Annotated in this window: 27 protein-coding genes; 8 read left to right on the top strand and 19 right to left on the bottom strand. The window is 72.4% G+C overall.

The genetic code is table 11. The features are described from left to right. Window positions 1-7 precede the first annotated feature (7 nt). Complete coding sequence (locus ACQPZW_RS11735) at window positions 8-514, top strand: hypothetical protein (RefSeq protein ID WP_433794878.1); 507 nt, start codon at window positions 8-10, stop codon at window positions 512-514. Window positions 515-1,456: 942 nt separating this feature from the next. On the opposite strand, the gene ACQPZW_RS11730 is transcribed toward ACQPZW_RS11735, so the two are convergent. Beyond that, complete coding sequence (locus ACQPZW_RS11730; protein WP_433794877.1) at window positions 1,457-2,116, bottom strand: DUF4232 domain-containing protein; 660 nt, start codon at window positions 2,114-2,116, stop codon at window positions 1,457-1,459. A 96-nt stretch (window positions 2,117-2,212) separates the two neighbouring features. On the opposite strand from ACQPZW_RS11730, the gene ACQPZW_RS11725 reads away from it, so the two are divergent. Further along, entirely contained in the window at window positions 2,213-2,728 is a 516-nt protein-coding gene (locus tag ACQPZW_RS11725) for a hypothetical protein (protein ID WP_433794876.1), read from the top strand. On the opposite strand, the gene ACQPZW_RS11720 is transcribed toward ACQPZW_RS11725, so the two are convergent. The 5 genes from ACQPZW_RS11720 to ACQPZW_RS11700 all read right to left on the bottom strand — a co-directional run bounded on the left by ACQPZW_RS11720 (window position 2,673) and on the right by ACQPZW_RS11700 (window position 8,139). Next, window positions 2,673-3,956 carry an MFS transporter gene (locus tag ACQPZW_RS11720; protein WP_433794875.1) on the bottom strand — a complete coding sequence of 428 codons (1,284 nt, stop codon included), beginning with the start codon at window positions 3,954-3,956 and terminating at the stop codon, window positions 2,673-2,675. The genes ACQPZW_RS11725 and ACQPZW_RS11720 overlap by 56 nt on opposite strands. Continuing rightward, window positions 3,953-4,501 (bottom strand): ArsR/SmtB family transcription factor, encoded by a 549-nt coding sequence (locus tag ACQPZW_RS11715; RefSeq protein ID WP_433794874.1) that lies wholly within the window; start codon window positions 4,499-4,501, stop codon window positions 3,953-3,955. Before ACQPZW_RS11715 ends, ACQPZW_RS11720 begins: the two co-directional genes overlap by 4 nt. A 76-nt stretch (window positions 4,502-4,577) precedes the next feature. Beyond that, the gene (locus ACQPZW_RS11710; RefSeq protein ID WP_433794873.1) at window positions 4,578-5,873 is read right to left on the bottom strand and encodes a hypothetical protein; all 1,296 of its coding nucleotides are present in this window, start codon (window positions 5,871-5,873) and stop codon (window positions 4,578-4,580) included. An 83-nt stretch (window positions 5,874-5,956) separates the two neighbouring features. Further along, window positions 5,957-7,087: a hypothetical protein gene (locus tag ACQPZW_RS11705; protein WP_433794872.1), complete on the bottom strand. Its 1,131-nt coding sequence runs from the start codon at window positions 7,085-7,087 to the stop codon at window positions 5,957-5,959. Continuing rightward, complete coding sequence (locus ACQPZW_RS11700) at window positions 7,084-8,139, bottom strand: hypothetical protein (protein WP_433794871.1); 1,056 nt, start codon at window positions 8,137-8,139, stop codon at window positions 7,084-7,086. Before ACQPZW_RS11700 ends, ACQPZW_RS11705 begins: the two co-directional genes overlap by 4 nt. 163 nt (window positions 8,140-8,302) lie before the next feature. On the opposite strand from ACQPZW_RS11700, the gene ACQPZW_RS11695 reads away from it, so the two are divergent. From ACQPZW_RS11695 to ACQPZW_RS11685, 3 genes are read left to right on the top strand one after another with little or no spacing between them, the layout of a single operon-like run. After that, window positions 8,303-9,130, top strand: a complete 828-nt coding sequence (locus ACQPZW_RS11695) for a rhamnogalacturonan acetylesterase (RefSeq protein WP_433794870.1) — start codon at window positions 8,303-8,305, stop codon at window positions 9,128-9,130. A 47-nt stretch (window positions 9,131-9,177) separates the two neighbouring features. Next, window positions 9,178-10,044 (top strand): alpha/beta fold hydrolase, encoded by an 867-nt coding sequence (locus ACQPZW_RS11690; protein ID WP_433794869.1) that lies wholly within the window; start codon window positions 9,178-9,180, stop codon window positions 10,042-10,044. A gap of 4 nt (window positions 10,045-10,048) precedes the next feature. Further along, window positions 10,049-10,387, top strand: coding sequence for a hypothetical protein (locus ACQPZW_RS11685; protein ID WP_433794868.1), 339 nt, complete (start codon window positions 10,049-10,051; stop codon window positions 10,385-10,387). 15 nt (window positions 10,388-10,402) lie between these two features. Here the strand turns inward: ACQPZW_RS11685 and ACQPZW_RS11680 are convergent, their stop codons facing one another. Genes ACQPZW_RS11680 through ACQPZW_RS11650 form a run of 7 tightly spaced genes read right to left on the bottom strand, consistent with a single transcriptional unit; the run spans window position 10,403 to window position 15,040 of the window. Continuing rightward, complete coding sequence (locus tag ACQPZW_RS11680; RefSeq protein ID WP_433794867.1) at window positions 10,403-11,512, bottom strand: branched-chain amino acid ABC transporter permease; 1,110 nt, start codon at window positions 11,510-11,512, stop codon at window positions 10,403-10,405. 50 nt (window positions 11,513-11,562) lie between these two features. Beyond that, on the bottom strand, window positions 11,563-12,060 hold the full coding sequence (locus tag ACQPZW_RS11675) for a branched-chain amino acid ABC transporter permease (protein WP_433794866.1): 498 nt from the start codon (window positions 12,058-12,060) through the stop codon (window positions 11,563-11,565). Beyond that, entirely contained in the window at window positions 12,006-12,422 is a 417-nt protein-coding gene (locus ACQPZW_RS11670; RefSeq protein ID WP_433794865.1) for a hypothetical protein, read from the bottom strand. The genes ACQPZW_RS11675 and ACQPZW_RS11670 overlap by 55 nt, the downstream gene beginning before the upstream one ends. After that, the gene (locus ACQPZW_RS11665) at window positions 12,419-12,643 is read right to left on the bottom strand and encodes a hypothetical protein (protein ID WP_433794864.1); all 225 of its coding nucleotides are present in this window, start codon (window positions 12,641-12,643) and stop codon (window positions 12,419-12,421) included. The genes ACQPZW_RS11670 and ACQPZW_RS11665 overlap by 4 nt, the downstream gene beginning before the upstream one ends. Next, entirely contained in the window at window positions 12,640-13,095 is a 456-nt protein-coding gene (locus tag ACQPZW_RS11660) for an ABC transporter ATP-binding protein (protein WP_433794863.1), read from the bottom strand. The genes ACQPZW_RS11665 and ACQPZW_RS11660 overlap by 4 nt, the downstream gene beginning before the upstream one ends. Further along, complete coding sequence (locus tag ACQPZW_RS11655) at window positions 13,092-13,883, bottom strand: ABC transporter ATP-binding protein (protein WP_433794862.1); 792 nt, start codon at window positions 13,881-13,883, stop codon at window positions 13,092-13,094. The genes ACQPZW_RS11660 and ACQPZW_RS11655 overlap by 4 nt, the downstream gene beginning before the upstream one ends. Then, window positions 13,880-15,040: an ABC transporter substrate-binding protein gene (locus ACQPZW_RS11650; RefSeq protein WP_433794861.1), complete on the bottom strand. Its 1,161-nt coding sequence runs from the start codon at window positions 15,038-15,040 to the stop codon at window positions 13,880-13,882. The genes ACQPZW_RS11655 and ACQPZW_RS11650 overlap by 4 nt, the downstream gene beginning before the upstream one ends. A 79-nt stretch (window positions 15,041-15,119) precedes the next feature. Between ACQPZW_RS11650 and ACQPZW_RS11645 the strand changes: the two genes are divergently transcribed. Further along, window positions 15,120-15,932: a PaaX family transcriptional regulator gene (locus ACQPZW_RS11645; RefSeq protein WP_433794860.1), complete on the top strand. Its 813-nt coding sequence runs from the start codon at window positions 15,120-15,122 to the stop codon at window positions 15,930-15,932. 102 nt (window positions 15,933-16,034) lie between these two features. Here the strand turns inward: ACQPZW_RS11645 and ACQPZW_RS11640 are convergent, their stop codons facing one another. The 4 genes from ACQPZW_RS11640 to ACQPZW_RS11625 all read right to left on the bottom strand — a co-directional run bounded on the left by ACQPZW_RS11640 (window position 16,035) and on the right by ACQPZW_RS11625 (window position 19,243). Then, complete coding sequence (locus tag ACQPZW_RS11640) at window positions 16,035-16,760, bottom strand: HAD family hydrolase (protein ID WP_433794859.1); 726 nt, start codon at window positions 16,758-16,760, stop codon at window positions 16,035-16,037. A gap of 98 nt (window positions 16,761-16,858) precedes the next feature. Further along, on the bottom strand, window positions 16,859-17,659 hold the full coding sequence (locus tag ACQPZW_RS11635; protein WP_433794858.1) for a slipin family protein: 801 nt from the start codon (window positions 17,657-17,659) through the stop codon (window positions 16,859-16,861). A 209-nt stretch (window positions 17,660-17,868) separates the two neighbouring features. Then, complete coding sequence (locus ACQPZW_RS11630) at window positions 17,869-18,792, bottom strand: DUF6910 family protein (protein ID WP_433794857.1); 924 nt, start codon at window positions 18,790-18,792, stop codon at window positions 17,869-17,871. 19 nt (window positions 18,793-18,811) lie between these two features. Next, a complete protein-coding gene (locus ACQPZW_RS11625) occupies window positions 18,812-19,243 on the bottom strand; it encodes a PPOX class F420-dependent oxidoreductase (protein WP_433794856.1) in 432 nt (143 codons plus the stop codon). A 217-nt stretch (window positions 19,244-19,460) separates the two neighbouring features. On the opposite strand from ACQPZW_RS11625, the gene ACQPZW_RS11620 reads away from it, so the two are divergent. Both ACQPZW_RS11620 and ACQPZW_RS11615 read left to right on the top strand, forming a co-directional pair. Next, window positions 19,461-21,065: an FAD-dependent oxidoreductase gene (locus tag ACQPZW_RS11620; RefSeq protein ID WP_433794855.1), complete on the top strand. Its 1,605-nt coding sequence runs from the start codon at window positions 19,461-19,463 to the stop codon at window positions 21,063-21,065. Next, complete coding sequence (locus ACQPZW_RS11615) at window positions 21,065-21,424, top strand: 4Fe-4S dicluster domain-containing protein (protein ID WP_433794854.1); 360 nt, start codon at window positions 21,065-21,067, stop codon at window positions 21,422-21,424. Before ACQPZW_RS11620 ends, ACQPZW_RS11615 begins: the two co-directional genes overlap by 1 nt. 22 nt (window positions 21,425-21,446) lie before the next feature. Here the strand turns inward: ACQPZW_RS11615 and ACQPZW_RS11610 are convergent, their stop codons facing one another. Together ACQPZW_RS11610 and ACQPZW_RS11605 are read right to left on the bottom strand one after the other, a co-directional pair. After that, window positions 21,447-23,783: a DUF3488 and transglutaminase-like domain-containing protein gene (locus tag ACQPZW_RS11610; protein WP_433794853.1), complete on the bottom strand. Its 2,337-nt coding sequence runs from the start codon at window positions 23,781-23,783 to the stop codon at window positions 21,447-21,449. Window positions 23,784-23,826: 43 nt separating this feature from the next. Beyond that, complete coding sequence (locus ACQPZW_RS11605) at window positions 23,827-24,966, bottom strand: DUF58 domain-containing protein (protein WP_433794852.1); 1,140 nt, start codon at window positions 24,964-24,966, stop codon at window positions 23,827-23,829. Window positions 24,967-24,970 lie beyond the last annotated feature (4 nt).

Here is a 24,970-nt window from a genome sequence, read left to right as displayed (position 1 = left end):
TCATCCGATGCCGACCATCTGGGAGTACGCGGACCAGGTCGCGGCGGGTGACACCGGTTCCTGGCTGGTCGCCACCCGGCGCGCCGCCATCCTGCTCGCCCCGACACACCCCGTGATCACCCTGCCCCGGCGGGTCCCGGTGCACCAGGTCCTCGTACAGACGACGTCCCTGATCGTCTACGGCCGCACCTTCGGCGTCCGCGCCGCCGGCCACATCGTCTCCGGCCCCGAACTCGCGGCCTGGGTAACCGAACACGCCCTGCCCGCGCCCGACACGGCCCCCGGCAACATCGCGGCCGCCGTCCGCCGCCTGCTGGACACGGTCGCCGGAATGCTCCGCACCGCCGGCCACCAGGTGCCCGACCCCGGACTCCGCTCCCTGCGCCGGCATTCCCTGGACCCGGTGATCCAGCAGTGGCACGACCTGACGGACGTCGACGACGCGTTCCCCGGTCCGTTGCTCTGCCTGGGCGTGGCGGCCATGTCCGACACCTTCGGCCCCGCCATCGTCTAGCCGACAAACCACCGCTAGGGAGCTTCCGAGGTCAGGGTCTGTGCCAGGTCACCGCCGCCCCGGCCGGCCCACCTGCCGGGTTCGGGTGTTCTCGCCGCCGTCTACGGTCGGTGACCGAGCCCGGGTTTCCCCTACCGGGTGCACCGGACGGCTCCGGCGATGGGCCTCGTGCCCACCCGAACCGCTGCTCGGATGCGACTGCGGCGCGACACCAGCGTCGGCGACCCGGCCCCCGCGTGTCGGTAGTCCGTACCAGCATCGGCGACCCGGCCCACGCGTGTCGGTAGTCCGTGTAGTCGATCTTCTCTGTGGTCGCCGGCGGTGATGGGCGCACACGTAACGGTTGCGTGTGCGCTGGTCGTCGCCCTGGCGTTGGTGAGAGCCCACGATCGGGGTTTCGTGTGCGCTGGTGGTCGTGGGGGCGTGGCTGGGGTCGCACGATCGGCGTACGTGTGCGCCTGTCCTCGTGCTCGTGCTCGGCGAAGGCCTCGGCGAAGGCAGGGAACGTCCTGGTGACGAGTCCCCCGGGGCAAGGGCAGCGGACGCCTCGGCGACCAGTCCCTCGGGGCAATGGGCCGGAGACGTCCTGGTGGCCAGTCCCGAGGGCCGAGGGCAGCGGACGTCTCGGCGACCAGTCCGTGAACCGCGGCGTGAACAGGCTTCCGGCCACGTCATGACCTGGCTGAGCTATGGCCAGCCGACGCCGGCGCAGACCCTGATTCCGAAAGCTTTCTAAGCACTTGTGAAGCCAGAGCCCGAGGTACGCGGCGGCCGCCCACCTCCGCCTCAGCCGCGACTCGCCGCCTCAGCCGCCCCCGCCGCCAAGGCCGCGAACCGACGTCATCACCCGACGTCTACGAGACTCGGGTAGGGGGCCGTACGCCCTGATTCCGAGCGGCTATTGGTGAGCTTTCGGAGTCAGGGGCCGCATCGATCGGCTGCTCAGGCGAGGGCGGCGGCCCGGGTGGACTGGTACGGGCCGACGCGCAGGGCCTTCATGGTGATGCCGCTCCGGTCGGCCTCGGGGAGCTCGGCCAGGTCGGCTGCGATGCCGGTGGAGTCGGGGTCGGCGATGTACTGGAGGCCCACTCCGACGCCGCAACCGGTGCGGGCCGCTTCGCAGACGTCCCACTGCAGGACGGACCAGGCGGTGGCGTCCGGTGCCAGGACGATCGCCGGGCCGGCGGAACCGATCTTGAGGGTGGGTACGTGGACGACCTCGCCGGGCGGGGTGACCAGGGCTACGTCGGCCCAGCCCCGGATCTCGCAGGCGTGTCCGGAGGTGTTGGTGAGGCTGAGTACGGCCTGCCGCGCCCCGGAGCCGGACCGGCCGGTGACGGTTCCGGCCAGGTCGTCGGTGAGGCAGGCCGGGCTCGACCCGCCGTCGGGCACGGCGCTCGCGGCGGGTTCGGCAGGCCCCGCGCTCGCGGCCGGGTCGGCGGACACCGCGCTCGCGGAGGGGCCGGTGGACACGGCGTCCGCGGCGGCCTCGGTGGCGCGGGTGCCGCCGACGAGTGCGACGGCTACGCCGGTGACGAGCAGGGCCGGGGTGAGGGCCATGAACGTCCGGAGGGCGAGGGAGCGCGGGCTGTTCCGTGTCATGGTGGCTACTCTTCCGAAGCTGCCGGGCCCTTGATCGGCCCGGCGCGACGGCTGGCACGAAGCCGGTAGCGAGTTCTCCTATGGAGGAGCGGACACATGTCCCAGTCCTGGTCTCGGACCCTTGACCTGCTCGGCCGGGAACGGATCCACGACATCGTCGTCGTGGCGATCCAGGATGCCGCGGATCCGGCGGAACCCGCGGCCATGATGGGTGAGATCTACCTGCGGCTCGACGACGGATTCCTGAAGCTGTCCTCGGTGAACAGTCACGGCGGCCTCCTCGCCGAGCACGTCGCGACCATCGATCTGCAGACCTTTCGCGACGAGTTCCCGGGCGACGTCGTCGTGCCGGTCCGGGTCGGCAGCCACTTCATGGGCGAGTCGTGGGAGACCCGCTGTGTCCGGGTGGAGTACGTGACCAATGAGGAGTCGGATCCGGATCGGGGTGTCGTGCGCGCCGTCGAGTTGGTCCTCGATCACGGTCACCGGATCGTGTTCGATCCGATGTACACGTGGGGCGTGCGGCTGGGCAACGTCGATCCGTGGCCGGAGACGATCACCGAGGGACCGTGGACGTTTCAGCGCCACTCGGTCGATCTGCACCCTCGGTGAGAGCGCCACTCGACTGGCCGGCCGCCTCCGGGAGGGTGGGCGCACGGCGTACCGAAGGGCTGAGGGTCGCCGCGATCGCGGCGGCCAACATGATCGCGGACAGGGACCACAGTGATCCGGTCGTGCCGGTCCAGGTCAGCATGAATCCGGCCGCCAGGGACGCGATCGGCATGACGCCCCAGGTCAGGGTGCCGGCGGCGCTCATCACGCGGCCGAGCAGCTCGTTGGGGACCATCACGCCGGCGTAGGTGAAGATCACCACGTTCCACAGCGGGCCGACGAAGGCGCAGAGCGCGCCGATCACGCCGATCTGCAACGGGTCGGTGGCCAGCAGGTTCAGGGGTAGCAGGACGGCCCACACCCAGTTGATGCCGACCAGGACCGTGCGGAACGACAGTCGCCGGTGGAGTCGGCCCGCCACCAGCGCGCCCAGCAGACCGCCGGCGCTGTACAGCCCGAGCATCAACCCGATGCCGGACGACGTGGCGCCCTGATCGCCGGCCAGCACGACGAGAACCAGGATCAGCGCCTGGAAGACCAGGTTGCTGACCGCGATCAACAGCATCGACACCCGGATCAGGGGCTGGCTCCACACGTAGCGGATGCCGGTGACGGCGGACCGCCACAGCGACTCGGCCGGGCCCTCCACCGGTTTCTGCAGGTCGCGGCGGAGAAACAGCAGGCCGACGGCGGCGATCAGATAGGAGATGCCGTCGATGAGGAACGGGGCGGCCCGGTCGAGGCCGAACAGCAGACCGCCGATCGGTGGACCGGCCAGCGTCGCGCCCCGGCCGCGGGCCTCGTTGGCGGCGATCGCCGTCGCGAGTTGCGCCGCCGGGACGACGATCGGCAGGGCGGCGTCCTGGGCGAGGCCGAAGAAGACGAAGCACAGGCCCTGGACGAACGCGACCACACACAACTGGGCGATCGTGAACACGCCGGACCAGATCGCCAGCGGGACGCTCAGCAGCGCCACGGCGGCGACGAGCTCGCTGATCAGCAGGATGAGGCGGCGGTTCCACCGGTCGACGAGCGGGCCGGCGGGCAGGTTGGCGATCAGGTGCGGCAGGGTGCCCGCGGCGCCGACCAGGCCCGCGTCGAGTGGGGAGCCGGTGGTGGCCAGGACCAGCAGCGGTGTGGCCGTGCTGCTGATCGCGGCGCCCAGGCTGGAGATGACCTGGCCACTCCAGAGCACGGTGAAGTCGCGGTTGCGCCAGAGCGAGGTCATGACGGCGTGGGGAAGGCGTTGAACAGGACGGTGATCGGGCGGGCCCCCTCGGAGGCCTCGGCCGGGTAGCGATGCCAGCGGCTCATGAAAGCGACGTACTCCTCGGAGAATTGCGCCAGTTCGTCGGCGGTGAGGGTGGTGTTGCTGAACGAGTGCATCGCCGCCTCGCCGAAGGCGCCGAACGACTCCCGGTCGGCCAGGTAGGTGTGCAGGTCCCGCTGGGCCTGGTCCATCCACTGCCGCCCGATGGCGTCGGCGGCGGCGGCGATCACCGGATCGTCCGACTCGTACGGCAGGCGCAGGTCGAGCGGGATCGCCTTCCAGTAGCGGCGGCGGCCGGCGGACCGGTCGGTGTCCTCCTCGATGAAGCCGAACCGCTCCAGTTGGCGCAGGTGGTAGCTGGTCGCGCCGCGGTCGGCGTCGAACCGGGCGGCGAGGTCGGCGGAGGTGGCCGGGCCGAAGCGATTGAGATGGGTGAACATCTGCTGCCTCAGCGGGTGCGCGAGCGCCTTCAGCGAGTCGATGTCGGTCAGGTTGCGACGCATGAGTGAGAAGATATCTATGCAAAGCTTTCTTCTCAAGATGACTGTCAATGAGAAGTCACTGACGATCTCGCCGCGATCAGCGGACGAACAGCAGGAACAGGCCGGCCCAGGTACAGGCGATCATGAACAGGACCAGCGGCAACTCGTCGGCGAGCACCGCCAGCGCCGGGCGCTGCCCCGCGGACCTCAGGGAGTGGTCGTGAGCGACGACCACCCCGATCGCATGTCCGATCAGGATCAGGGCGATCTGCGCCGTGGCAATCGCGACGGGCGCCGGCCGCGGATCCCAGCCCCCGGCGGCTGCGCCGGCCAGCAGCAGGACGCCGCGCGGGGCCTCGACGATCAGCAGGGACAGGTAGTGGGCGAGCGTGTAGCCGACCGCGATCGGGATCAGCGAAAGGGTCACGTCGACGGTGCCCATGGTCCAGCGGAGGGCCAGGAAGACGAGGACGCAGAGCAGGATCAGGGCGACCGAACCCGGTAGCGGGGAATGGCCGGCGCGCTCGGTGAAGCCGGTCCAGAACGGCGACGACGAGACACTGTCGAAGACGGTCGAACCCCACCAGACCGCGATGAAGCCGGCAACCCCGACGCTGGTCAGCGGCGGACGTGCGCGCCCCTGACCTGCGGCCGCCGCGGCACCCGGCACCGGGAAAGCTCCGACGGGGGCTGGGATACCGAGGGCGGGCGAGAGCGCCGGGACCGGGTCGGCGGCCAGACCGGAGAGCAGCCGACGATGACGGAGCGGGCTCAGGCGCCCCGCCAGAGCGGAGTAGACCTCGAAACAGTCACCGCGCGCGAACCACTCCTCGCCACGGTAGAGCGCGAAGATCATCTGGCTGAGCGCATACCCCAGGATCCAGAGACCGATCGCGACAGGATCGCCGCGATGAGGCGCCAGCAGCTCGAACCAGACGAACGCCAGCAGGAACGCCGCCGCCGGCCACGACGACCGCGGACGGCCGGCGGGAAGCGGGCGCAAACCATGGCGGGGCAGCTCCAGCAGCGTGAAAATCGTGCGCAGCGGGTTGACCGCCCGCCACACCGGCCCGAAGACGACACTGATCGGAATCAGTCCGACCCAGAGCCAGACGAAGAGGGCGTGAGCTGCCGGGTTCTCGTTGCGCGGGCCGACCAGAGCAAACCCCGTGACATACAACGCCAGGGCCAGCACCGGGTAGCGCAGCCATCGGGCCACACCGGACCGGCGCGGCTCGGACGGCTTCAGACGCGGCGTCCGCCACCGGAACGCGGCGATCAGAAACGACATCACGACGGTCGCGGCGCCGGCCTGCAACACCAGATCGAGCGGCAGCGGCAGCCCTTCGGCGCTTCCCACCCCATGCGCGAGCGACGCCGCCGGTCCGGTCACGGTCAGCCTCTCTCACAACCCACGAGGGGGTACGCCGTCGGCCGTCCCCCACCGCAACCACCCCTCCCGCAGCGCCGGGAGCGTCATGCCGCACCGGCCGTGGGCGGCTGCTCCCGAGCGCCGTCACCGGCGGCCGTCGCCTTCTGTGCCAGGTCACGGAGAACTCCGGCGCCGGCCACCGCCACGCCCGCGCCCAGGCCGAGGGCCAGGACGACCAGGATGCGCTCGAGGACGGCCGGACCCTCGAACGGGAGGACCGCCCGGTGGAACGACGTGACGTCGGGCAGTACGAAGACGGCGGTGAGGGCCGCTCCGCCGCAGACGGCGAGGACACCGGCCGCCCGGCCGCGGAAGGCGGTCACCGCTCCCCCGGCGATCAGCGGCCACGCGAGCAGGTTGATGCCGGCGGCGCTGAGAAACGTGCCCACTGGCGGGGCGGACTCGACGGCCAGGGTGGAGCCGATGACGTGCGCTACCGAGGCGGCGGCCGCGATCGCTCCGGCGGCGGCCAGGAGCAGGTCGGCCCGCCGGACCCGTCGGGCGGCCGTGACGATCAGCAGGCCGGTGACGGCGGCGGCCGCCCACCACAGCGCCGCGGGCGGGCGTTGCTCGCCGATCAGGGTGCCGGTGACGGCCACGTCCGTTCCGCCGACGTCCAGGGGGATCGTCCACGGGACGGTCTCACCGGCGGCGATCGACCGGCCGTCAGGGGTGGCACGTTCGTCGATCCAGGTCAGCTCGCCGCCCGGCGGGATCACGGCGGGTGTGGGCGTACCCCCACCGGGTTTGATCGTCACCGGACCCGATGTGCCGTTGCGCAACCGCAACCGGGCGCCGTCCTCGATCGCGGTGATCTCCAGACCGGGAACCGCCGGAGTCACCGCCACCACCCGCCCCCGTGCGTCGGTGGCCGTCAGGCCTCCGGCGTGCGCCGCCGCCGGCCCACCGGTGACGGCGAGCGCCCCGGCGACGACGACGAGCAGCGACAGCAGCCGAACGGCCCGCCCGCCGACCCGGAGGAGGCGACGACCCTCCAGGACGAAACGGAGGCGGGCCCCGGCGAAGCAGAGGCCGGCCAGCGCGGAACCGCCGCCCGCCGGGGCGGAACGGCGACCGACCGGCGTGGGGCGGCCGGCGATCGGCGTGGGGCGGCCGGCGGCCGGGGTAGGGCGGCCGGCGGCCGGGGTAGGGCGGCGCGGGAGGAGACGGGTCACCTGGGGAGGTGCTGGACGCTGCGGGCGACGAGCACGGTGGCGACGCCGGTCAGGGCGGTCAGGGTCAGCAGGCCGGAGGTCATGTGGATGTTGAAGCCAGTGCTGCCCGTCTGGATCTTGCCGACCAGCAGCACCGTGCCCCAGGCGACGGGCGGGGTGAGCAGTCCGAAGAGGACCCAGCGGCCGTTGGCGGGCAGCTTCAGCAGCGGGGTGACCAGGCGCCAGACGGCCTCGATGGCGAAGGAGACGGCGGCCAGGGTCAGGGCCGGCCACCAGTCGTCGCGGGAGTCGAACATCAGGTGCATGAGCACGGCGATGATCGCGACGAGGACGGACGGCAGGCCGAGCGGCAGAGGCCAGCGGCGGCCGATCACGATGAACGGCAGGAGCAGCAGGATCGTGCTGACGATGTAGCCGTGGACGAGCTGGGCGTCCGGCGAGAAGATCGGGATCTCCTCGTTGCCGCTGCCCAGGTGACGGAAGCCGATCGACGAGGCGTGCAGCGAGTAGATGTGCACCGGCAGCACGGCGAACAGGGTGGAGACGCCGACCAGGAAGCCGCCGCTCACGCCGAGGCGCTCACCGGGGACGGCGGCGAGCATCAGCGTCGGGCCCATCGCGACCAGGGCCATGCCCAGGATGATGAACTCGTGGCTGGGGCTGACGAAGATCTCCATGTCGCGCTCGATGCCCCAGATGTTGTGCCACAGCGTGTCGACACCGCCGCCGACCAGCAGGAACGCCATGCCGGCCAGGGGCAGCCGCAGAGCGTTGGGCAGGGCGAGCACGGAGCGGTAGGTCGGGATGCCGGGCAGCCTCGACCGCATGATCCAGAGCAGGGTGAACCCGGAGGCGGCGATGCCGGAGTAGAGGACGCCGTGCCACGGGGTCCAGAACGTCTCCAGCTCGGGTGTGGTGGCGTGCGCATACGCATCGAGCTGCAGCCCGATGACGAGCCATGCGCTGGCGACCAGTAGCACCCATCGCTCGCGTGCGGTGAACGACGCCCCCGCGTCCTCCGTGGGCCGTGCCCGTTCCACGGATGTCGTCACGTTTACCACTCCTCTGACTCGTTCTCGGCGACCGTAACCTACATCGTTCGTGTTACATGATTCGATCCCCTCGCGGCTCTCTTTGGACGACGTCTGACGGATCGCATTCCACCAGCAGGAAAGCGCTTGCCTACATCGATGTTGCTTGATTCAATGTGTCGTCATGCAGATTCAACGGAGAACGTTGCTCCGCGCGACCGCCGGCGGGGCGATCGCCGGAGCCCTGGCCGTCACCGAGCCCGCCCTCGCCGGCGGGCGCCGGCCCACCGTCTTCGTCGCCGGGGACTCGACCGCCGCCACCTACGCGGTCGCCGACCATCCCCGGGCCGGCTGGGGACAGGCCCTGCACGTCTTCCTGCGCCACCACGTGCGGGTGGTCAACGAGGCGCTGTCCGGGGCCAGCTCCAAGAGCTTCGCCGACCTGGGCCGCCTCGACCGGATCCTCGCCGCGATCCGGCCCGGCGACGTGCTCCTCGTGTCGTTCGGCCACAACGACGAGAAGACCACCGACCCGGCCCGCGGCACTCTCCCGTGGACCACCTTCCAGGATTACCTGCGGCTCTACCTGGACGGGGCACGTGCCGCCCGGGCCCGGCCGATCCTGGTCACGCCGGTCGAGCGGCGGCGGTTCACCGCGGACGGCACGGCCTATGCGTCGCACGGTGAATACCCCGACGCGATGCGGGCCCTGGCTGCCGAGACCCGGACTCCGCTGATCGATCTGACAGCGCTGTCGTTCGAGCGGTGGAGCGCGCTCGGCCCGGAGGCCACCAAGGACGAGTTCCTGTGGCTGGCCGCCGGCGAGTCGCCGAACTACCCGGACGGCGTGCAGGACAACACGCACTTCCAGGCGCACGGGGCGATCGAGCTGGCCCGTCTCGTGGTGGCGCACGGCCGCGGGATCCCCGGCCGGGACGAGCGTGCGCTGCGGCGTACCACCATCCCCGACGACGTGCTGAGCTGGCCCGCCACCCGGCCCGCCGAGAGCTGAGACCGCGCGGGGCCCACCGGGCCCCGCGCACCGGGTTAGGGTGGTTCATGACCCAGCCGGAGACCCGCACCCTGGACGTTCCCGGGGCCGTCGTCACCTACGACGTGCGCCCGGCGTCGGCGCCGTCCACCGAGGCGCCGCTGATGCTGATCGGCTCACCGATGGACGCCACTGGTTTCGTCACTCTGGCCGGCCACCTCGCCGACCGGACCGTGATCACCTACGACCCGCGGGGCATCGGCCGCAGCGAGCGCACCGACCCGGCCCCGGAGACCACGCCCGGGCAGCACGCCGACGACGTCCGCCGGGTGATCGAGGCGGTGGGCGGGCCGGTCGACCTGTTCGCCAGCAGCGGCGGGGCGGTCAACGCGCTGGCCCTGGTCGCCACCCATCCCGGCCTGGTGCGCACGCTGGTCGCCCACGAGCCGCCGGCGGTCCGGTTCACGCCCGACCACAAGGAGGCGGAGGCCGCCGTGCTGGGCATCCGTGCGCTGTACGAGCGGGTCGGCCTCGGTCCGGCGATGGTGAAGTTCATCCAGATCGTCTCGTTGAAGGGCCCGGTCCCACCCGGGTTCGCCGACGAGCCCGGCCCCGACCCGGCCGCGTTCGGCCTGCCCGCCGAGGACGACGGCGCCCGCGACGACGGGCTGCTCGGCCAGAACCTGGTGACGTGCTGCCTGTTCGAGCCCGACTTCGACGCCCTGCGTGCCGCACCGACCCGGATCGTCGTCGGGGTCGGCGCCGAGTCGGAGGACGAGCTGGCCCACCGCAGCGGCCGGGGAGTCGCCGAGCGGCTGGGCCTGTCCCCCACCGTCTTCCCGAGCAACCACGCCGGTTTCCTGGGCGGCGAGTACGGCCAGCACGGCGACCCGGTCCCGTTCGCCGCCACCCTGCGCCAGGTCCTCGCCGGCTGAGCCCGTGCCACGGCCGACGGTGATCTCGCTGGAGTGGGACCACTGCTACGAGTCGGCCCTGGTCGACCGCTCACCGGGCATCGACGCGGTCGTCTGCCTGCCGCCGGCCGGCCTCGGCCTGTCCCCGGCCCTGGCCCGTCGGCTGGAGGCCTGGCTGGACGACCAGGAGGCCGCGTCGGGTCATGTGGTCCGCGGAGAGCCCGAGACCGACGAGACCCGGGCCGAGGATGCCCGCCTCGACCGGCGGCTGCTCGATCTGGCGTACGCGGTCCAGCACGAGCTCGGCGCGTACGTCGAGGTCCTCATCCGCGGCGAGCCGCTGGCCGGCCGTCACCGCCGATGAGGCGCCCGCCCACCGTCACCGCTGGTGAGGCGCCCGCCGGCCGTCACCGCTGGTGAGGCGGAGGGCGGGAGCGAGGCCTCGGGGCAGGTAGAGGACGCAGACGATCAGGAGCACGGCGTAGACGGCGTAGGAGAGGACGCTCGGGGCGTAGTCCGGCATGCCCGGTCGGGTGCCGAGAGTGTTCAGGAGCTGGACCAGCAGGACGATCACGGTGGCGCCCACGACCGGGCCGGCGATCGTGGCCAGGCCGCCGACCACGGCCATCACCACGAACTCGATGGAGAGCAGGACCGGAAACGAGCCCGGGGAGAGATAGCCCAGGTAGAAGGCGTAGACGCCACCGGCGAGGCCGGCCATCGCGGCGGACAGGGTGAAGACGGCGAGGCGGTGCCGGCCGACCGCCACACCGCTGGCGGCGGCCGCGGTCTCGCTGGTCGCGGCGGCGCGGAGGGCGCGGCCGGGGCGGGAGTCGACGACGTTGCGCGCGATCAGCAGGGCGGCGGCCAGGACCAGCCAGGCGGTGTACGCGTATCCGACATCGCGGAGCTCGACACCGAGGATCGTGAGCCGTGGGATGGCCTGGAGCCCGATGGCGCCGCCCGCCCAGTCGGCCTGGGCCAGCAGCGACAGCAGGATCAACTGGACGGCCAGCGTCGCGAACGCCAGGTGGTGTCCGCGCAGCCGCAGCAGCGGGGCGCCGAGCAGCACCGCCGCGACGGCCGCCGCCACCGGGGCCAGGGCCAGGCCGAGCAGCGTGGGCAGGCCGTGGACCGCGGGCAGCGCCGCCGCGTACGCGCCGATCGCGTAGAAGGACGCCTGTCCCAGCGAGACCTGTCCGGCGTACCCCATCAGCAGCGAGACGCCGACGGTGACCGTGGCGGCCAGCAGGAGCAGCACGAACGTCGCGAGATGGCGCTCCGGCAGGAGCGGCGGCAGCGCCAGCGTGACCACGGCGACCCCGGCGAGCAGCCACCGGCTCCTCGCGCCACCGCGTCCCGGCATCGCGAGGGATCCCACTCCCCGCGAGCCGGCCGGCTCGATGACCGAGCCGGCGCCGGAAGGCTGGCTCTCCGAGCCGGCGCCGGAGGACTCGCTCACCCGGCCGGCGCCGGAAGGCTCGCTCACCCGGCCGGATCCTGGGGGCTCGCTCACCGGGGCCGGCTCCTGGGGCCGGCTCATCGGGCCGGCTCCGGGACCGGGCCGGTGCGGGCGGCCTGGACGATCATGACGGTGAGCATCAGCACCAGGGCGACCTCCATCTGGTACGCGCCGCCGCCGTAACCCGCGACGACGGTCTGGGTGACGCCGAGCAGCAGACCGCCGGCCAGGGTGACCATCGGGCGGGACAGGCCGCCGAGGATCGCCGCGGCGAACCCGTTGACGATCAGGGTGACGTCGCTGTCGAAGGTGACCTGCTGGACCGGGGTGGTGAGGACGCCGGCCAGGCCACCGAGCGCACCGCCGAGAGTGAACGCGAGCAGGCCCATCCGGCGCACGTCGATGCCGACGACCTGCGCGGCGTAGCGGTTGGAGGCGCACGCGGTCAGCGCACGGCCCGGGTCGGTGCGGGCGAAGAACCACGCCATCAGCGCGAAGACCACGGCGGTCACGGCGAGGATCAGCAGGTAGTGGGCGGGAACGCGGGCGCCTCCGACCTCGGCGACCCCGGGCACGCCCGGAAGGAGCGGGGCTGGTCGCCCCAGATCAGGACCTCGACGGCGTACGCCAGGACGCCGAGCCCGAGAGTGATGATCAACGAGGTGCCGGGGCTGGTGCCGGGGCGGCCGATCGCGATGACGCCGACGACCAGGCCGGCGAGCGCGCCCAGGGCCACGCCGCCGAGCTCGGCCACGCCGTGCGGGAGCCCCGCGCCGAGCAGGGTGGAGGTGAGCAGGGCGGCGAGGACCGCGAACCCGCCCTGCGCGAAGTTGACGACCCGGGTAACCCGGTGGATGGCGACCAGGCCGCTGCCGACGAGCGCGAACCCGGCTCCGATGCCGAGCCCGGTCAGCAGGTATCCGATCAGGTCACTCATGGGGTCACCTCCACGTGGCCGCCCAGGTAGGCGGCGGTCACGCGGGGGTCGCGGGCCAGGATGCCGGCCGGGCCCTGCAGGGCGATCCGGCCGGACTCCAGGACGTAGGCGTGGTGGCACAGGTCCAGGGCCAGGCGGGCGTTCTGTTCGATGAGCAGCACCGACAGGTCCCGTGTGGTGTGCAGGTGCACGAGGTGGTCGACCAGCGATGTGACGATCATGGGGCCAGGCCGAGGCTCAGCTCGTCGATGACGAGGATGTCGGGGTCGGCCATCAGGGCACGGCCGATCGCGACCATCTGCTGCTGGCCGCCGGAGAGGTTTCCGGCCCGGCGGGCGCGGAGGGCGGTCAGATCGGGAAACAGGTCGTACACGGCGGCGGTGTCGCGGCGGCGGCTGCGCCAGGCGCCGAGACGCAGGTTGTCGTCGACGGTCATGTCCCCGAACATCTCGCGGCCCTCGGGGACGTGGGCGATCCGACCGCCCACGGTGATCGTGCCGCGGTCCGGGCGGATCAGGCCGCACAGGGCTTTGACCAGGGTGGACTTGCCCGCCCCGTTGGCCCCGATCAGGGCGGTCAGCCCGTGGGGCGGCACGGTCAGGCTCACGTCGTCCAGAGCGGTGGCGCCGGCATACCGGACGGTCAGGTTGCGGATTTCGACGGCACCGGTCACGCGACGACGCCTTTTGCGTCGGGGTGGGGCTCGTTCGGGCGTACTCCCAGATATGCGGATTTGACCTTGGGGTTTGCCCGGACCTCGGCGGGGGTGCCGTCGGCGATGACGCGGCCGAGGTCCAGGACGGTGATCCGGTCGGCGAGGCGCATGACGAACGCGACGTCGTGCTCCACCAGCAGGATCGTGAGGCCCTCGGCGCGCAGGCGGGTGATCAGATCGGCGAGGTGCTCGCGTTCGGCGGCGCGGAGGCCGGAGGCCGGCTCGTCGAGCAGCAGCAGGCGGGGCTCGCCGCAGAGCGCGCGGGCCAGTTGCAGCGACCGCTGGCGACCGAGCGGCAGCTCCTCGGCGGGACGGTCCGCCCAGTCGGCGATGCCGACCCGGTCGAGGCAGGTCATGGCGCGTTCGTGGATGCGGCGTTCGTCGCGGTGATGCCGTGGCAGCCGCAGCGCGGCGGCGAGGAAACCGGCCCGGGTGATGGCGTGCGCGCCGACCATGACGTTCTCCTGGACGGTCATGCCGTGGAAGACGCGGGCCGACTGGAAGACGACGCCGATGTGCCGCCGGTGGGCGGGGCGGCGCTCGACGCGCATGCCGTCGAGCGCCACGGTGCCGGAATCGACCGCCAGCTGGCCGCCGATCAGGGCGAACAGGGTGGATTTGCCGGCGCCGTTCGGGCCGATGACAGCCCTCAGCTCGCCGGCGGGGACCGTCAGGCTCACGTCGCGGACGGCGTAGACGCCACCGAACGCGCGGGAGACACCGTCGACGGCCAGCTCCACGGTCACTTGAATCGGCCCTTGGTGAAGTCGGTGGGCACGAACTTGCCGCCCTCGATCCTGTTGACCGCGATGAAGTCGGTGGTCAGGCCGGAGTGGTCGGTCGCCGAATAGGCGTAGGCGCCGTTCGGGGTGGTCAGGGTCAGGCCCTCCAGGGCGTCACGGATCTTCTTGCGGTCGGGGCCGCCGGCCTTCTCGATCGCGGCGGCCAGCAGGTGGACGCCACTCCAGCCGTCCTGGGCGAACTGCGGTGGCGGGTATCCGTACTTGGTGGTGAACGAGGTGGTCAGCTCGTCGACGGCGGTCTTCAGCGGACCGGCCGGCAGGTGCTCGCCGACCACACCGACCGAGCTCGCGATGATCGCGCCCTCGGCGGCCGGGCCGGCCGGGTCCAGGAACAGCTTGCTGGCCTGCGAGCCGGTCAGCACCAGCGGAATGGTCAGGCCGGACGCGGCGTAGCCCTTGGTGATCGCGACGGCCGGGGCGCCGGTCCCCCACAGCATCAGCGCCTGCGCGCCCGACGAGCGGACGTGCGTGAAGATCGCGCTGAACTCGGTGGCCGTGGTCTGGAACTCCTCGACCGGGTCGAGGGTCACGCCGTACTGAGCGGCCTTGGCCTGCATGCCCTTGAAGCCGGCGACCGCGTAGCTGCTCTTGGTGTCGTAGGCGACGGCGATCCTGGTCAGCTTCGCCGACTGGAGGTACTGCAGGGCGGCCTCGGCGTAGGTGCCGGACAGGGCGGGGACGACGAAGACGTACGGATGGATGGGGTTGACCTGCTCGTCGGCCGGGGTGAGGGAGACATAGGGGATCTCCTCCCGGTCCACCAGCGGGATGGTGGCGAGCGCCGAGTTGCTGAACGGCGACCCGATGATGGCGTCGGAGTCGTCCTTCAGCTCGTTGAACGCCAGAACGGCCTGGTCGGGAAGGCTCTTGTCGTCGCGGACGGACAGTTCGATGCGCCGGCCCCCGATCCCTCCGGCGGCGTTGATCTTGTCGACGGCCAGGGCCACGGACTTCTGGTTCTCGGTGCCGAGCGGCGAGTAGTTACCGGTGAGCGAGACGATCTGCCCGACCCGGATCGGGTCGTCGCCGTCGGCTGTCTCGTTGCCGCAGGCGGTCAGGGCCAGGGTGAGGGCCAGCAGGAGCGGCCCGGTTCTGCGCATGAGGAACCTCCTCGCTGAGGTTCATCGAAGTTAGGCTCTGTCTTCAACGGCCGTCAAGAATGTGCCTAACATCTAGCGCATGCCGCCGAATCCCTCGACCCTGCTGCTCATGCTGCTCGGTGACTTCGTGCTGGACCGGGACGTGTGCGTGTTCTCCGGCAGCGCCATCGACGTCCTCGGCCGGCTCGGCGTCTCCTCCCACGCGACCCGCTCCACACTGGCCCGCATGGTCAATCGCGGACTTCTGCGCCGGCAGCGGCACGGCCGCAAGATGTACTTCGGCCTCACCGGCCGGGCCGCGGCGATCCTCCACGACGGCCGGTCCCGGATCTGGGAGACCGGTGCCGTCAACGACGACTGGGACGGGACGTGGACGCTGCTCTGCTTCTCGCTTCCCGAGTCGTGGCAGCGGCAACGCCACGATCTGCGGGTCCAGCTGGCATGGTCGGGGTTCGGGCCGTTGCAGGGCGGGCTGTGGATCGCGCCGGGCCGGGTGCCGGCCCAGTCGATCGTCACCGGGCTGGGACTGGCCGCCCACGCGCGGGTGTTCCACGCCCGGGCGGCCGAGCTCACCGACGTCGGCGCGATGGTGCGCGACGCCTACGACCTCGAGGAGCTCGCGGGGCGCTATCACGCGTTCCTCGCCCGGTGGGAGGGCCGGCCGCCGTTCGATGATCCGCTCGCGGCCCGGCTCAGCCTCGTCGCCGAGTGGCTCGGCGCCATCCGGCGCGATCCGCGGCTGCCGGTCGAGCATCTGCCGCCCGGCTGGCCCGCGGTGCGGGCGCAGAGCCTCTTCCGCGACCTGGAAGCCGCCTCGCTGTCGCCGGCGCGAGACCTGGCCGCGTCCCTTCTGGACCTGCAACCCGATGAGGTACGGGCCACGCGTCCCTGATCGGACTGGAGGCCGCTTCGCTGCCCCGCTGATCAGAAACGGTCCCGCAGTCGTCGCCCGGAGACGGGCCCTCGGTGCTTGCGCGTGGGTCCTCGGTGCTCGTCAGACGCCGAGGAGGGCCGCGGCCGAGGCGAGGTCGGGGACGTCGGCGGTGGGGGCCGGACCGTCGGGGACGTCCGCGTATTCGCCGGTGCGGACCCGGATGGAGCGTGCGCCCAAGGCTGCCGCCACCGCCATGTCCCTGGCCGGGCGGTCACCGATCATCACCAGGTCGGACGGGCGGACACCCAGCGTCTCGGCGGCCTGCCGCAGGCCCTCGGGGTGTGGTTTGCGCAGCGTGCGGCCGCCCAGCTCGTCGGTGATGACGATCGTGGTGAAGGCTTCGGCCAGGCCGGTGGCAGCCAGTTTCGCCCGCTGGATCGCCGGGTTGCCGTCGGTCAGGCACGCCACCGGATAGCGGGAGCTGATCGCCCGCAGCGCGTCCCACGCGCCCGGATAGCGGGGCAGGCGGCGCGGGCGGTAGCCGGTGAACGCATCGACCAGCGCCGGGATCAGGTCGGCGGCGAGATCGGGGGCGATGCCGTAGGCCGCCAGCGCGCGATCGATGGTGCCGCCCCGGTCCGAGCCGGTCAGGAGCTGACGGCGCAGCGCACGGCTCAGCCGGACCGGGTCGAGTCCGGCCGCCATACCGGCGCGTCCCACGGCACGAGCCGCGCCGTAGAGATGACTGCTCTGCGGGAACAGGGTGTCGTCGAGATCGATGACGACGGCCAGGGGTGGATCGTCGGTCAGGCTCATGCTGCCCACATCCGGGTGGTCGGCGCTCACGGGGTCGGCCTCCGCTGTCCGGGCGCCGGTAATGGCGCGACCAGTCAGATCGGCCGCGCCATCGCCCGGATGAGGTTTCCTGGTCGTTCTCTTGCCTGCTACTCGTTCACGTGCTTGTCGAAGCCGATGTACAGGCGGGCCGACGCGTTGGCGCCCAGCGCGCCCAGGGTCTCCAGCTCACGCAGCCGCAGCAGGGCCGGGTGCTGTGCGTACGCCTCGGCCGCCTCGGCGAGCCGGCGCAGCGCGTCGACCTCGGCGTCGGCACGGATGCGCTTGGCCTCGGCGTCCGCCTCGGCCGCGAGACGTGCGGCGTCGGCGCGGGAGGTCGCCTCCAGCAGCTCCCGGTCGGCTTTGGTACGGGCCTCGACCATCTGCGCCTCGGCCAGCCGCTGGGCGGTCAGCACCCGGTTCATCACGTCCTGCAGGTTGCCCGGGAACACCAGGTCCTTCACGTCGGCACGGATGATCTGCACGCCGTAGCCCGCCGACACGCCCTCGACGTCCCGCAGGATGTCCTCGGAGAGCTGGTTGCGGTTGGTGAGGATGGCCTCCAGGTTCATCGACGCGAGCGAGCGGCGGGCGGCGAGCTGCACATCGCTGTAGACACGATCGCTGTAGTCGGACACGCGCTCGACGGCGGCCACCGGATCGGTGACCCGGAAGTGCGTGATGATGTTGACCCGGACGGCCACCTTGTCGGCGGTCAGGATCTCCTGGCCCTTGATGTTGAGCTCACGCTCGCGCAGGTCGACCTGGACGACGTCGACCGTCGCCACCCGGCCGCCCAGCAGGCGGCGCCGCGGCAGCTCGTAGCGGCCCGGCTCCAGCACCTGATCGAATCGGCCGTCGACATAGCGCAGGCCACGGAAACCGCTGCGAACGATCACCTCGTCGGTCATCGGGTACACCTCATTACGTTTTTCACATGCGTTCATACCGAAAGAAAGGGAGGCCCCGTAGCGGTTCCGATGGGAAGGATCGGTCGCGGATGATGACAGCGGACAAGCCTGGTTTGATCGCCTGTGCGCCCGCTGCTTACGCGCTTTCTTCTGCAACCGCCGGGGCCGATCGCCATTCTTCAGCGCGATTCGGCCGGCGGGCAACGCATTTACCGGTACAACCGGAGGGCGAGGCGGCGGGACGGGATCTCGTGGTCGTCGGCGTCGATCACGGCCAGCAGCCGGGCGCCGTCGGCGGTCGTCTCCCGCAGCGCCAGCCCCTCCACCTTCTCCGCGCCGGGGATCTCGGCGAAGGCCGGTGGCTCGCCGTCCGCCCCGAGCAGAGCCAGACCGGACGCCACCACGGGGCCGTCGTCGATCGCGTTCGGCGTGTCCTCGGCGGCGGCGCTGACCAGCACCCGGCCGTCGGCGAGCGTGACCGCGTCGGTCACGGCCAGTGCCACTCCCCGGACTGTTCCGAGGTCGTAGCGGCGTACCCCATGGATCGTGACGGTGTCGGGGTGAGCCTCGCCCCGCACCGCCGCGAGCAGCGCGGAGACCTCGATGTCGGCCGATGCCGTCGCCGCGCCGGCCTTCAGGTTGGCGCGCTGGAACCAGCGCAGCCGGCCGCCGGCCAGGCAGGCGCCCTCCAGGTTGAGCTGCTCCTCGTGCAGGCCGAGCGCAGCGGCCACGGCCAGGTAGAGCGGGCGCAGGTCGGCGACCGTGAAGCCCCCGGCGCCGACCAGCGAGGCGCGCATCCGGGCCGGCGAGGAGCCCGAGCCCAGCAGCAGGACCTCGCCGCCGGGCATCGGGCACGCCGCCTCGAAGTCGGGTTTGAGGTGCTTGGTGCCGGCGGCGGAACTGAAGGTCTCCCACCCGTCGACCGGGTCGATCACCCGGACCGGGGTGATCGACTCCGGCCGGTCGCCGGGGCCCGGCCTCACACCGGACACGGGCCTCAGCCAGGCCGCGTGGGTGGCGTCGTCCTGGGCCACCAGCCATCCGTCACCGAACGGGGCGATCGCCGAAGCGGCCCGCACCGGCGTGCCGTCGTCGAAGGTGAGCGCCGAGGTTTCCTCGATCTCCAGCCGCACGCCTGCGATTCTCGCATCGTCAGCGCAACTTGGTGCCGTAGACGTGCTCGACCTTCAGCGCCATGAGGACCCGCCGGTCGTCGACCATCACCTGCCGGTACTCGGCCCAGTCGGGGTGCTCCCCGGCCGCGGCCCGGTAGTAGTCGACCAGCGCCTGCACCTCGGGGCCGTCCGGGTCGTCGCCCGGGCCGATCAGCGTCACCGAGCCCTCCGCCGTCGCCCAGGCCCAGCCGTCGGGGCTCGTCACCTCGAAGGCGGCGCGCGGGTCACGGCGCAGGTTGGCGGTCTTCGCGCGGTTCGCGGTGATCGACACGTAGATGGTCTCGGTGGTCCGGTCATACCACGGTGTCACCGGGGAGAGCTGCGGCAACCCGTTGGCCTTGATCGTGGCCAGCACACCGATCCTGCTGTCCGCTATCAATTGACGAGGGTCGAACGATGAGTCGGTCATGTCCCTGCCAATCCCCGGCCCGGGCGCGATATTCCGGGCGCACCTGTTGCCGGCGGCGACTCCGGCCGTCTTGGGCGCACAGCGCGCTGACGTCCCGGGGCGCGGGCGGCTCGGTGACGATCCGCGACTTCGAGGTGAGCGATTTCGGCCGCGCGGCAGCTTCCCGCTCTCTGATACCCCAGTTGACAGATAGGATTTGAGGGTTAACGCTGAGGGCATGCCCTCATATGACCTCGTCCCTCTCGACCTGACCGCCGATGTGGTCGTGGTCGGCGGCGGGCCCGCCGGGACCTGGGCCGCGCTGACCGCCGCCGAGTCCGGCGCCGACGTGATCCTGCTCGACAAGGGATACTGCGGGACCAGCGGCCCGACCGCGGCCGGCGGCACCGGAGTCTGGTATGTGCAGCCCGACCCGGCCGAGCGGGAGAAGGCGATGGCCAGCCGGGAGGCGCTCGGCGGATTCCTGCAGGACCGGCGATGGATGGCCAGGGTGCTGGACCAGACGTACGAGAACATGAACCGTCTCGAAGCCGAGGCCCGCTACCCGTTCCCGATCGTCGACGGCACACCGCACAAGCGGGGTGTGCAGGGTCCGGAGTACATGCGCCGGATGCGCTCGTGGATCAAGCGGGCCGGAGTGCGGATCCTCGACCACAGTCCGGTCACCGAGTTGCTCGTCGACGGTACCGGCACGGTCGCCGGGGTCCGCGGGCACCGGCGCCAGCACGGCACCGACTACCGGGTACGGGCCGGGGCGGTGGTGCTCGCGACCGGCGGGTGCGCGTTCCTGAGCAAGGCGCTCGGCTGTGACGTGGCGACCGGGGACGGCGCGCTGTTCGCCGCCGAGGCGGGCGCCGAGATGTCCGGCATGGAGTTCTCCAACGCGTACGGCATCGCGCCCGCGTTCACGAGCGTGACCAAGACGGCGTACTACAACTTCGCGACGTTCTTCCACGGTGACGGCACGCCGCTGGAAGGCGCCGGCAGCCAGGGCGGCCGGACGCTGATCGCCCGCGAGCTGCTGCGCAGTGGGACCGTGCTGTGCCGCATCGACCAGGCCACCCCGGAGCAGCAGGCGCAGATGCGGCTCGGGCAGCCGAACTTCTTCCTGCCGTTCGACCGGCTCGGCGTCGACCCGTTCACCGACCTGTTCCCGGTCACGCTGCTGCTCGAAGGCACGGTCCGCGGCACCGGCGGCATCCGGATCATCGCCGACGACTGCGCCACCACCGTTCCGGGGCTGTACGCGGCCGGCGACGCCGCCACCCGCGAGCTGGTCTGTGGCGCGTTCACCGGCGGGGGCAGCCACAACTCGGCGTGGGCGATGTCGTCGGGGACGTTCGCGGGGCGCGGGGCGGCGGCGTTCGCCGGCGGGCTCGGGACCTCGGCGGCGCGGCGAAAGCTCACCGGGGTCGGCCGGGTGGGGATCCGTCCGGCCGGCGGGACACCGCACGCCGGGCGGGACGAGGCGCTCGACGTGATCCGCCGTCAGGTGCACCCCTACGACAAGAACTATCTGCGCCACGGGTCGCGGCTACGGCCGGCGCTCGCGCACCTCGACGCGGTGTGGGCGGGACTGAGCGGCGGGGCGATCGCGCACGGCGGCGACCTTCCGGGACTGCGGCAGGCGGCGGCCATGGTCGCGCACGCACGGTGGATGTACACGAGCGCGATCGCCCGTACCGAGAGCCGGGGTATGGCCCGTCGCGAGGAGTATCCGGACCTGGACCCGAACCAGTACCACCGCATCGCCGTCGGTGGCCTGGACCAGCCCTGGACCCGGCCCGAGGCCGTCACCGGCCGTGACCTGGTGGCCGCCTGATGATCGAGCTGGTCTCCGGGTCACGCTGCGTCACCTGCGACGTGTGCATCGCGGTCTGCCCCACCAACGTCTTCGACCCCGGGCCCGGCGGGATCCCGGTGATCGCCCGCCAGGGTGACTGCCAGACCTGCTTCATGTGCGAGGCGCACTGCCCGGCCGACGCGCTGTTCGTGGCGCCGCTCACCCATCCGGCACCCGAGGACTCGCCGCTGCGGGACGAGGCCCACCTGGCCGCGTCCGGGATGCTCGGCAGCTACCGACGGGAGATCGGATGGGGACGCGGCCGCAAACCCGGAGCCCGTCTGGCGGTCGGGCCGGAGCTCGGCCAGGCCCGCATCACGCCCGCCGCCCTGCCCTGATCGCCGCGGCCGGCCGCGGGTCTCAGCGTCGTGGGTCGGCGCCGGGTCGCCGGTTCCACCGCAACGGCCCCGGGTGCACGGACCACCACAGCCGCCGCCACCACGACCGCCGCTCCCGTAGCGCCGCCGCGTAGGCGACCACCTCGTCCCCCGCCCGCTGCGCCTGCCCCGCATCGGCGGCCTCCGGCGCGAACCCGGCCGTGTTGACGGCGTCCACCAGCCCGTCCAGCCCCGGCAGCGGCGCCTCGTCCTCGGCCGGCGTGTCCGCCGGAACCGCCCGTCGCAGCAGGCCGGCACGCTGCACCGGCCGTGGCAGGACGGCCGCGTGGCGTACCGCCTCGGTCGCCGACAGGTGCGCCGGAACCGGCCGCCCGGCCAGCCGCAACGCGTCGGTGAACTCCAGCCACGCCCCCGTGATCCGCTGCCCCGGGCTCCCGGCGGTGAGCCGTCGTCTGCGCTGGCCACCCCGCATCCCGGCCACGGCCCCCGCCACTCCGAGGAGCAGCAGCAGCACCCCACCGGACGTGCCCGAGGCGACGACCACCGCCGACGGCCCGGCCTGCGCGGGTGGCGCCGCGATCTGCGCCGCCGCCGACTCCGAGTCGGTGGCGGTGGGTGGTGGCGGCTCGGACTGCGACGGCGGCGGGCTCGGTGTGGGCGGGGTGAAGTCCTCCTCGACCGGGCGCACCTCATCGGTCTTGGGCATCGGGTCGAACGCCACCCAGCCGAGCCCGTCGAAGTAGACCTCCGGCCAGGCGAGCGCGTCCCCGCCGGTGACCGCGCCACCGGCGGCGGGCGCGGTGAAGCCGACGACGACCCGGCTGGGCAGGCCGGTCAGCCGGGCGAGCACCGCGTAGGCCGCCGCGAACTGCTCCGACGTGCCCTTCTGCCCGCCGATGTCCCGCCGGCCGAACAGGAAGTGCCGCAGGTTGGGATAGGCGTGCCCGCTGGGGGCGTCGGCGACGTGCTGGTAGTGCTCGGCGAGGAACGTCTCGATGGCGACGGCCCGGTCGTACGGCGCGCCGTTGCCCTCGGAGAGATGCTCGGCGAGTTTCTCCACCTGGTCGGGGGTGTCGGCGGTGATCGCCAGAAAGCGCTGGACCGCGTCACCGGACGGCACGTTGGCGATCGGCAGCTGGTTGAGATCCGGGTTCTGCACCTGGGACACGGCCGTGTAGTGCAGTCCTTCGGCGAGTCCCTCGGGCCGGATCAGGGTGCCGCTGGCCGCGTCGAAGGCGACCCGTGCCCCGGTGATCCGTGTCGGCGTGGGCACGGCCGGAAGCAGCCGCCCGGTCAGCCCGGTGATGGTGATCTGCTGCTGGGCCTCGGTGACGCGGGTTCCGGCGGGCACATCGGGCGACGGCAGCACCCGGCCGGCGTTGCGGTAGACGCCGCCGACCTTCCAGGTGACCCCGTCGTAGTCGGAGAGGACCGCGAGGCGCAGCCGCACGCTCGGCACCGATGCGGCGGGTCCCGCCGGCGCGGATTTCCCCGGTGCGGGTCTTCCCGACGCGGAAGCCGAGGGGGCCGGTGTGGGGACGGCTGCGGGGTCGCCGGGGTGGAACTCCAGGAGCGGCTGTCTCGGATCGAGGGCCCATCCGGAGATCCGGTTCAGCGGGCTCTCGTCCAGGCTGTCCACGCGGGGCGGCTGCACGTACCGCCGAGGGTCGACCGGTGTCGTGGTGACGCGACCGCCGATCCATGGTCCGGCCGCCGCGATCACGGCGAGCAGCACCACCAGGCCGGCGACGGCGCCACCCACCGCCCGCGCCCGCACGACCGCGGGCGTGCCCGCACCGGTTCCGGAGGCCGCGGCGAGAGCGGCCACCACCAGCCCGGCGAGGGCCAGCGTGAACGTGGTCGCCGCCGACGCGTTGGGCCCGACGACGTAGAGCGCCGCGGCATACACCGCCACCGGTGGCACGCAGCCGAGCAGCACCCGCCCGCTGCGCACCGCGACCTCGGTGGCGGCGAGCCCGGCGATCCAGATCGCGGCGACCGCGACGACCACGGTGTCCGGTGCGGTCTCGACCGGGATCATGGCGGTGAGCAGGCGTGGGATCCCGTTGCCGAGGGCGTCGCGGGCCACCGTGACGGACAGTCCGGCGGGCCCGGCGGCGAGGTGCAGGGCGAGCGTCAGATAGCCGCCGAGGAGCACGGTGGAGATCGGCGCGACGGCCCACGACGGCAGGCGCCGCATCGCGACCCCGGCGCCGACCGACCCGGCCGCCGCGCCCGCCGCGAGCCGGAACATCAGATCGTCCGCGTAGATGCGCCCGAGAACGGCCCCGGCCAGCACCAGCATCCCGGCGAGCGCCACCGGGACGACGGCCCGGCGCACCGATGCGGTCACGCCCATGACGCACCCCCGCCGGTGCGGTGACCGGGCAACGAGTCCAGGGTCACCATCCGCGCATCCCGTCCCACGCGGCGGCGAACTCGGCGCCGTCGGCGGCCTCGATCACCAGCAGGCGGTCGGTGGCCGCAGCCGGCGACGAGTCACGGTCGCCGAGGATCCCGGCGAGAGCGATGGGGTACGCGCTACGCAGCCCACTGACGGCGCCGAGGTCGTCACGCCCACCGGGCCCGGTCAGGAAGATCAGAGTGTCCCCGATCTTCTGCGCACGCAGCCGGCGCAGGGTGGCCGCGAGATCCCCGTCGCCGAGTGCCGCCTCGGTGAGCACGTCGAGGTGCGGCCCGGTCGCGCTGCCCCCGACGAGGTGCAGGCTGACCGGCAGATCCTCACGGACGGCCGCGACCACGATCGACGCGGCGGCCTCACAGGCGTCCTCGAAGCTGTCGCCGTGATGGGCGGCGGCCCGGTCGTCGAGGAGCACCACGATCGTCGGCTCCGCGGTGTCGAGCTGCTCGCGCACCATCAGCTCGCCCACTTTGGCGCTGCTGCGCCAGTGCACCCGCCGCAGCTCGTCACCCGGCACGTATTCACGCAGCGTGTCGAAGGCGACCGACCCGTGGGGCACCTTGTCGACGTTGCCGTCCAGACTACGGGTGAGCCCGGCCGGGGTGGCACGCAGCGGATGCACCTTCGGGTGGACCCGCACGACGATCGTCTCGCCGTAGCCGCGGGCCAGGGTGATCAGCCCGAGCGGGTCACGACGGGTGACGTGCAGCGGCCCGATCGGCACGAGCCCGCGCCGGTGGGTGGGCACCGGATAGCTCTCGACGGTGTCGTGGCCGGCCCGCAACCGCAGCAGCGGCACCTCGACCGAGGCCGAACCGCACCGGTCGGTGGCGACCAGGGTGGCCGCCCGCATCCGGCTGGTGTTGCTGATCGTGAGCGTGACGTTCGCCGGCTCGCCACGGGCGACCCGATCCGGATCGGCCACGCGAGTGACGCCGAGACGCGGCCGCCACAACGCGAACACCACCGCGGCGAGAACCGCGATGCCCGCGGCCGCTCCGAGCAGCGCCAGATCCGGATACCCGTACCGGAAACCGCCGCCGAGGAGCAGGACCGCCGCGGCGATCAGGCCGATACCGCGGCCGGTGAGCCCGGAACGTGTGGTGGCGGGGCGGCGCACCGGA

Origin of the sequence: Actinoplanes sp. CA-252034 (assembly GCF_050956125.1) — a bacterium.
Taxonomy (GTDB): domain Bacteria; phylum Actinomycetota; class Actinomycetes; order Mycobacteriales; family Micromonosporaceae; genus Actinoplanes.
This window is presented reverse-complemented; position numbering and strand designations above follow the sequence as displayed.

Excerpts from the sequence above, each read along its gene's own strand:
- ACQPZW_RS11735 (WP_433794878.1), top strand. The coding sequence starts at position 8 with ATGCCGACCATCTGGGAGTACGCGGACCAGGTCGCGGCGGGTGACACC.
- ACQPZW_RS11730 (WP_433794877.1), bottom strand. The coding sequence starts at position 2,116 with ATGACACGGAACAGCCCGCGCTCCCTCGCCCTCCGGACGTTCATGGCC.
- ACQPZW_RS11725 (WP_433794876.1), top strand. The coding sequence starts at position 2,213 with ATGTCCCAGTCCTGGTCTCGGACCCTTGACCTGCTCGGCCGGGAACGG.
- ACQPZW_RS11720 (WP_433794875.1), bottom strand. The coding sequence starts at position 3,956 with ATGACCTCGCTCTGGCGCAACCGCGACTTCACCGTGCTCTGGAGTGGC.
- ACQPZW_RS11715 (WP_433794874.1), bottom strand. The coding sequence starts at position 4,501 with ATGCGTCGCAACCTGACCGACATCGACTCGCTGAAGGCGCTCGCGCAC.
- ACQPZW_RS11695 (WP_433794870.1), top strand. The coding sequence starts at position 8,303 with ATGCAGATTCAACGGAGAACGTTGCTCCGCGCGACCGCCGGCGGGGCG.
- ACQPZW_RS11690 (WP_433794869.1), top strand. The coding sequence starts at position 9,178 with ATGACCCAGCCGGAGACCCGCACCCTGGACGTTCCCGGGGCCGTCGTC.
- ACQPZW_RS11670 (WP_433794865.1), bottom strand. The coding sequence starts at position 12,422 with ATGAGTGACCTGATCGGATACCTGCTGACCGGGCTCGGCATCGGAGCC.
- ACQPZW_RS11665 (WP_433794864.1), bottom strand. The coding sequence starts at position 12,643 with ATGATCGTCACATCGCTGGTCGACCACCTCGTGCACCTGCACACCACA.
- ACQPZW_RS11650 (WP_433794861.1), bottom strand. The coding sequence starts at position 15,040 with ATGCGCAGAACCGGGCCGCTCCTGCTGGCCCTCACCCTGGCCCTGACC.
- ACQPZW_RS11645 (WP_433794860.1), top strand. The coding sequence starts at position 15,120 with ATGCCGCCGAATCCCTCGACCCTGCTGCTCATGCTGCTCGGTGACTTC.
- ACQPZW_RS11635 (WP_433794858.1), bottom strand. The coding sequence starts at position 17,659 with ATGACCGACGAGGTGATCGTTCGCAGCGGTTTCCGTGGCCTGCGCTAT.
- ACQPZW_RS11625 (WP_433794856.1), bottom strand. The coding sequence starts at position 19,243 with ATGACCGACTCATCGTTCGACCCTCGTCAATTGATAGCGGACAGCAGG.
- ACQPZW_RS11620 (WP_433794855.1), top strand. The coding sequence starts at position 19,461 with ATGCCCTCATATGACCTCGTCCCTCTCGACCTGACCGCCGATGTGGTC.
- ACQPZW_RS11615 (WP_433794854.1), top strand. The coding sequence starts at position 21,065 with ATGATCGAGCTGGTCTCCGGGTCACGCTGCGTCACCTGCGACGTGTGC.
- ACQPZW_RS11610 (WP_433794853.1), bottom strand. The coding sequence starts at position 23,783 with ATGGGCGTGACCGCATCGGTGCGCCGGGCCGTCGTCCCGGTGGCGCTC.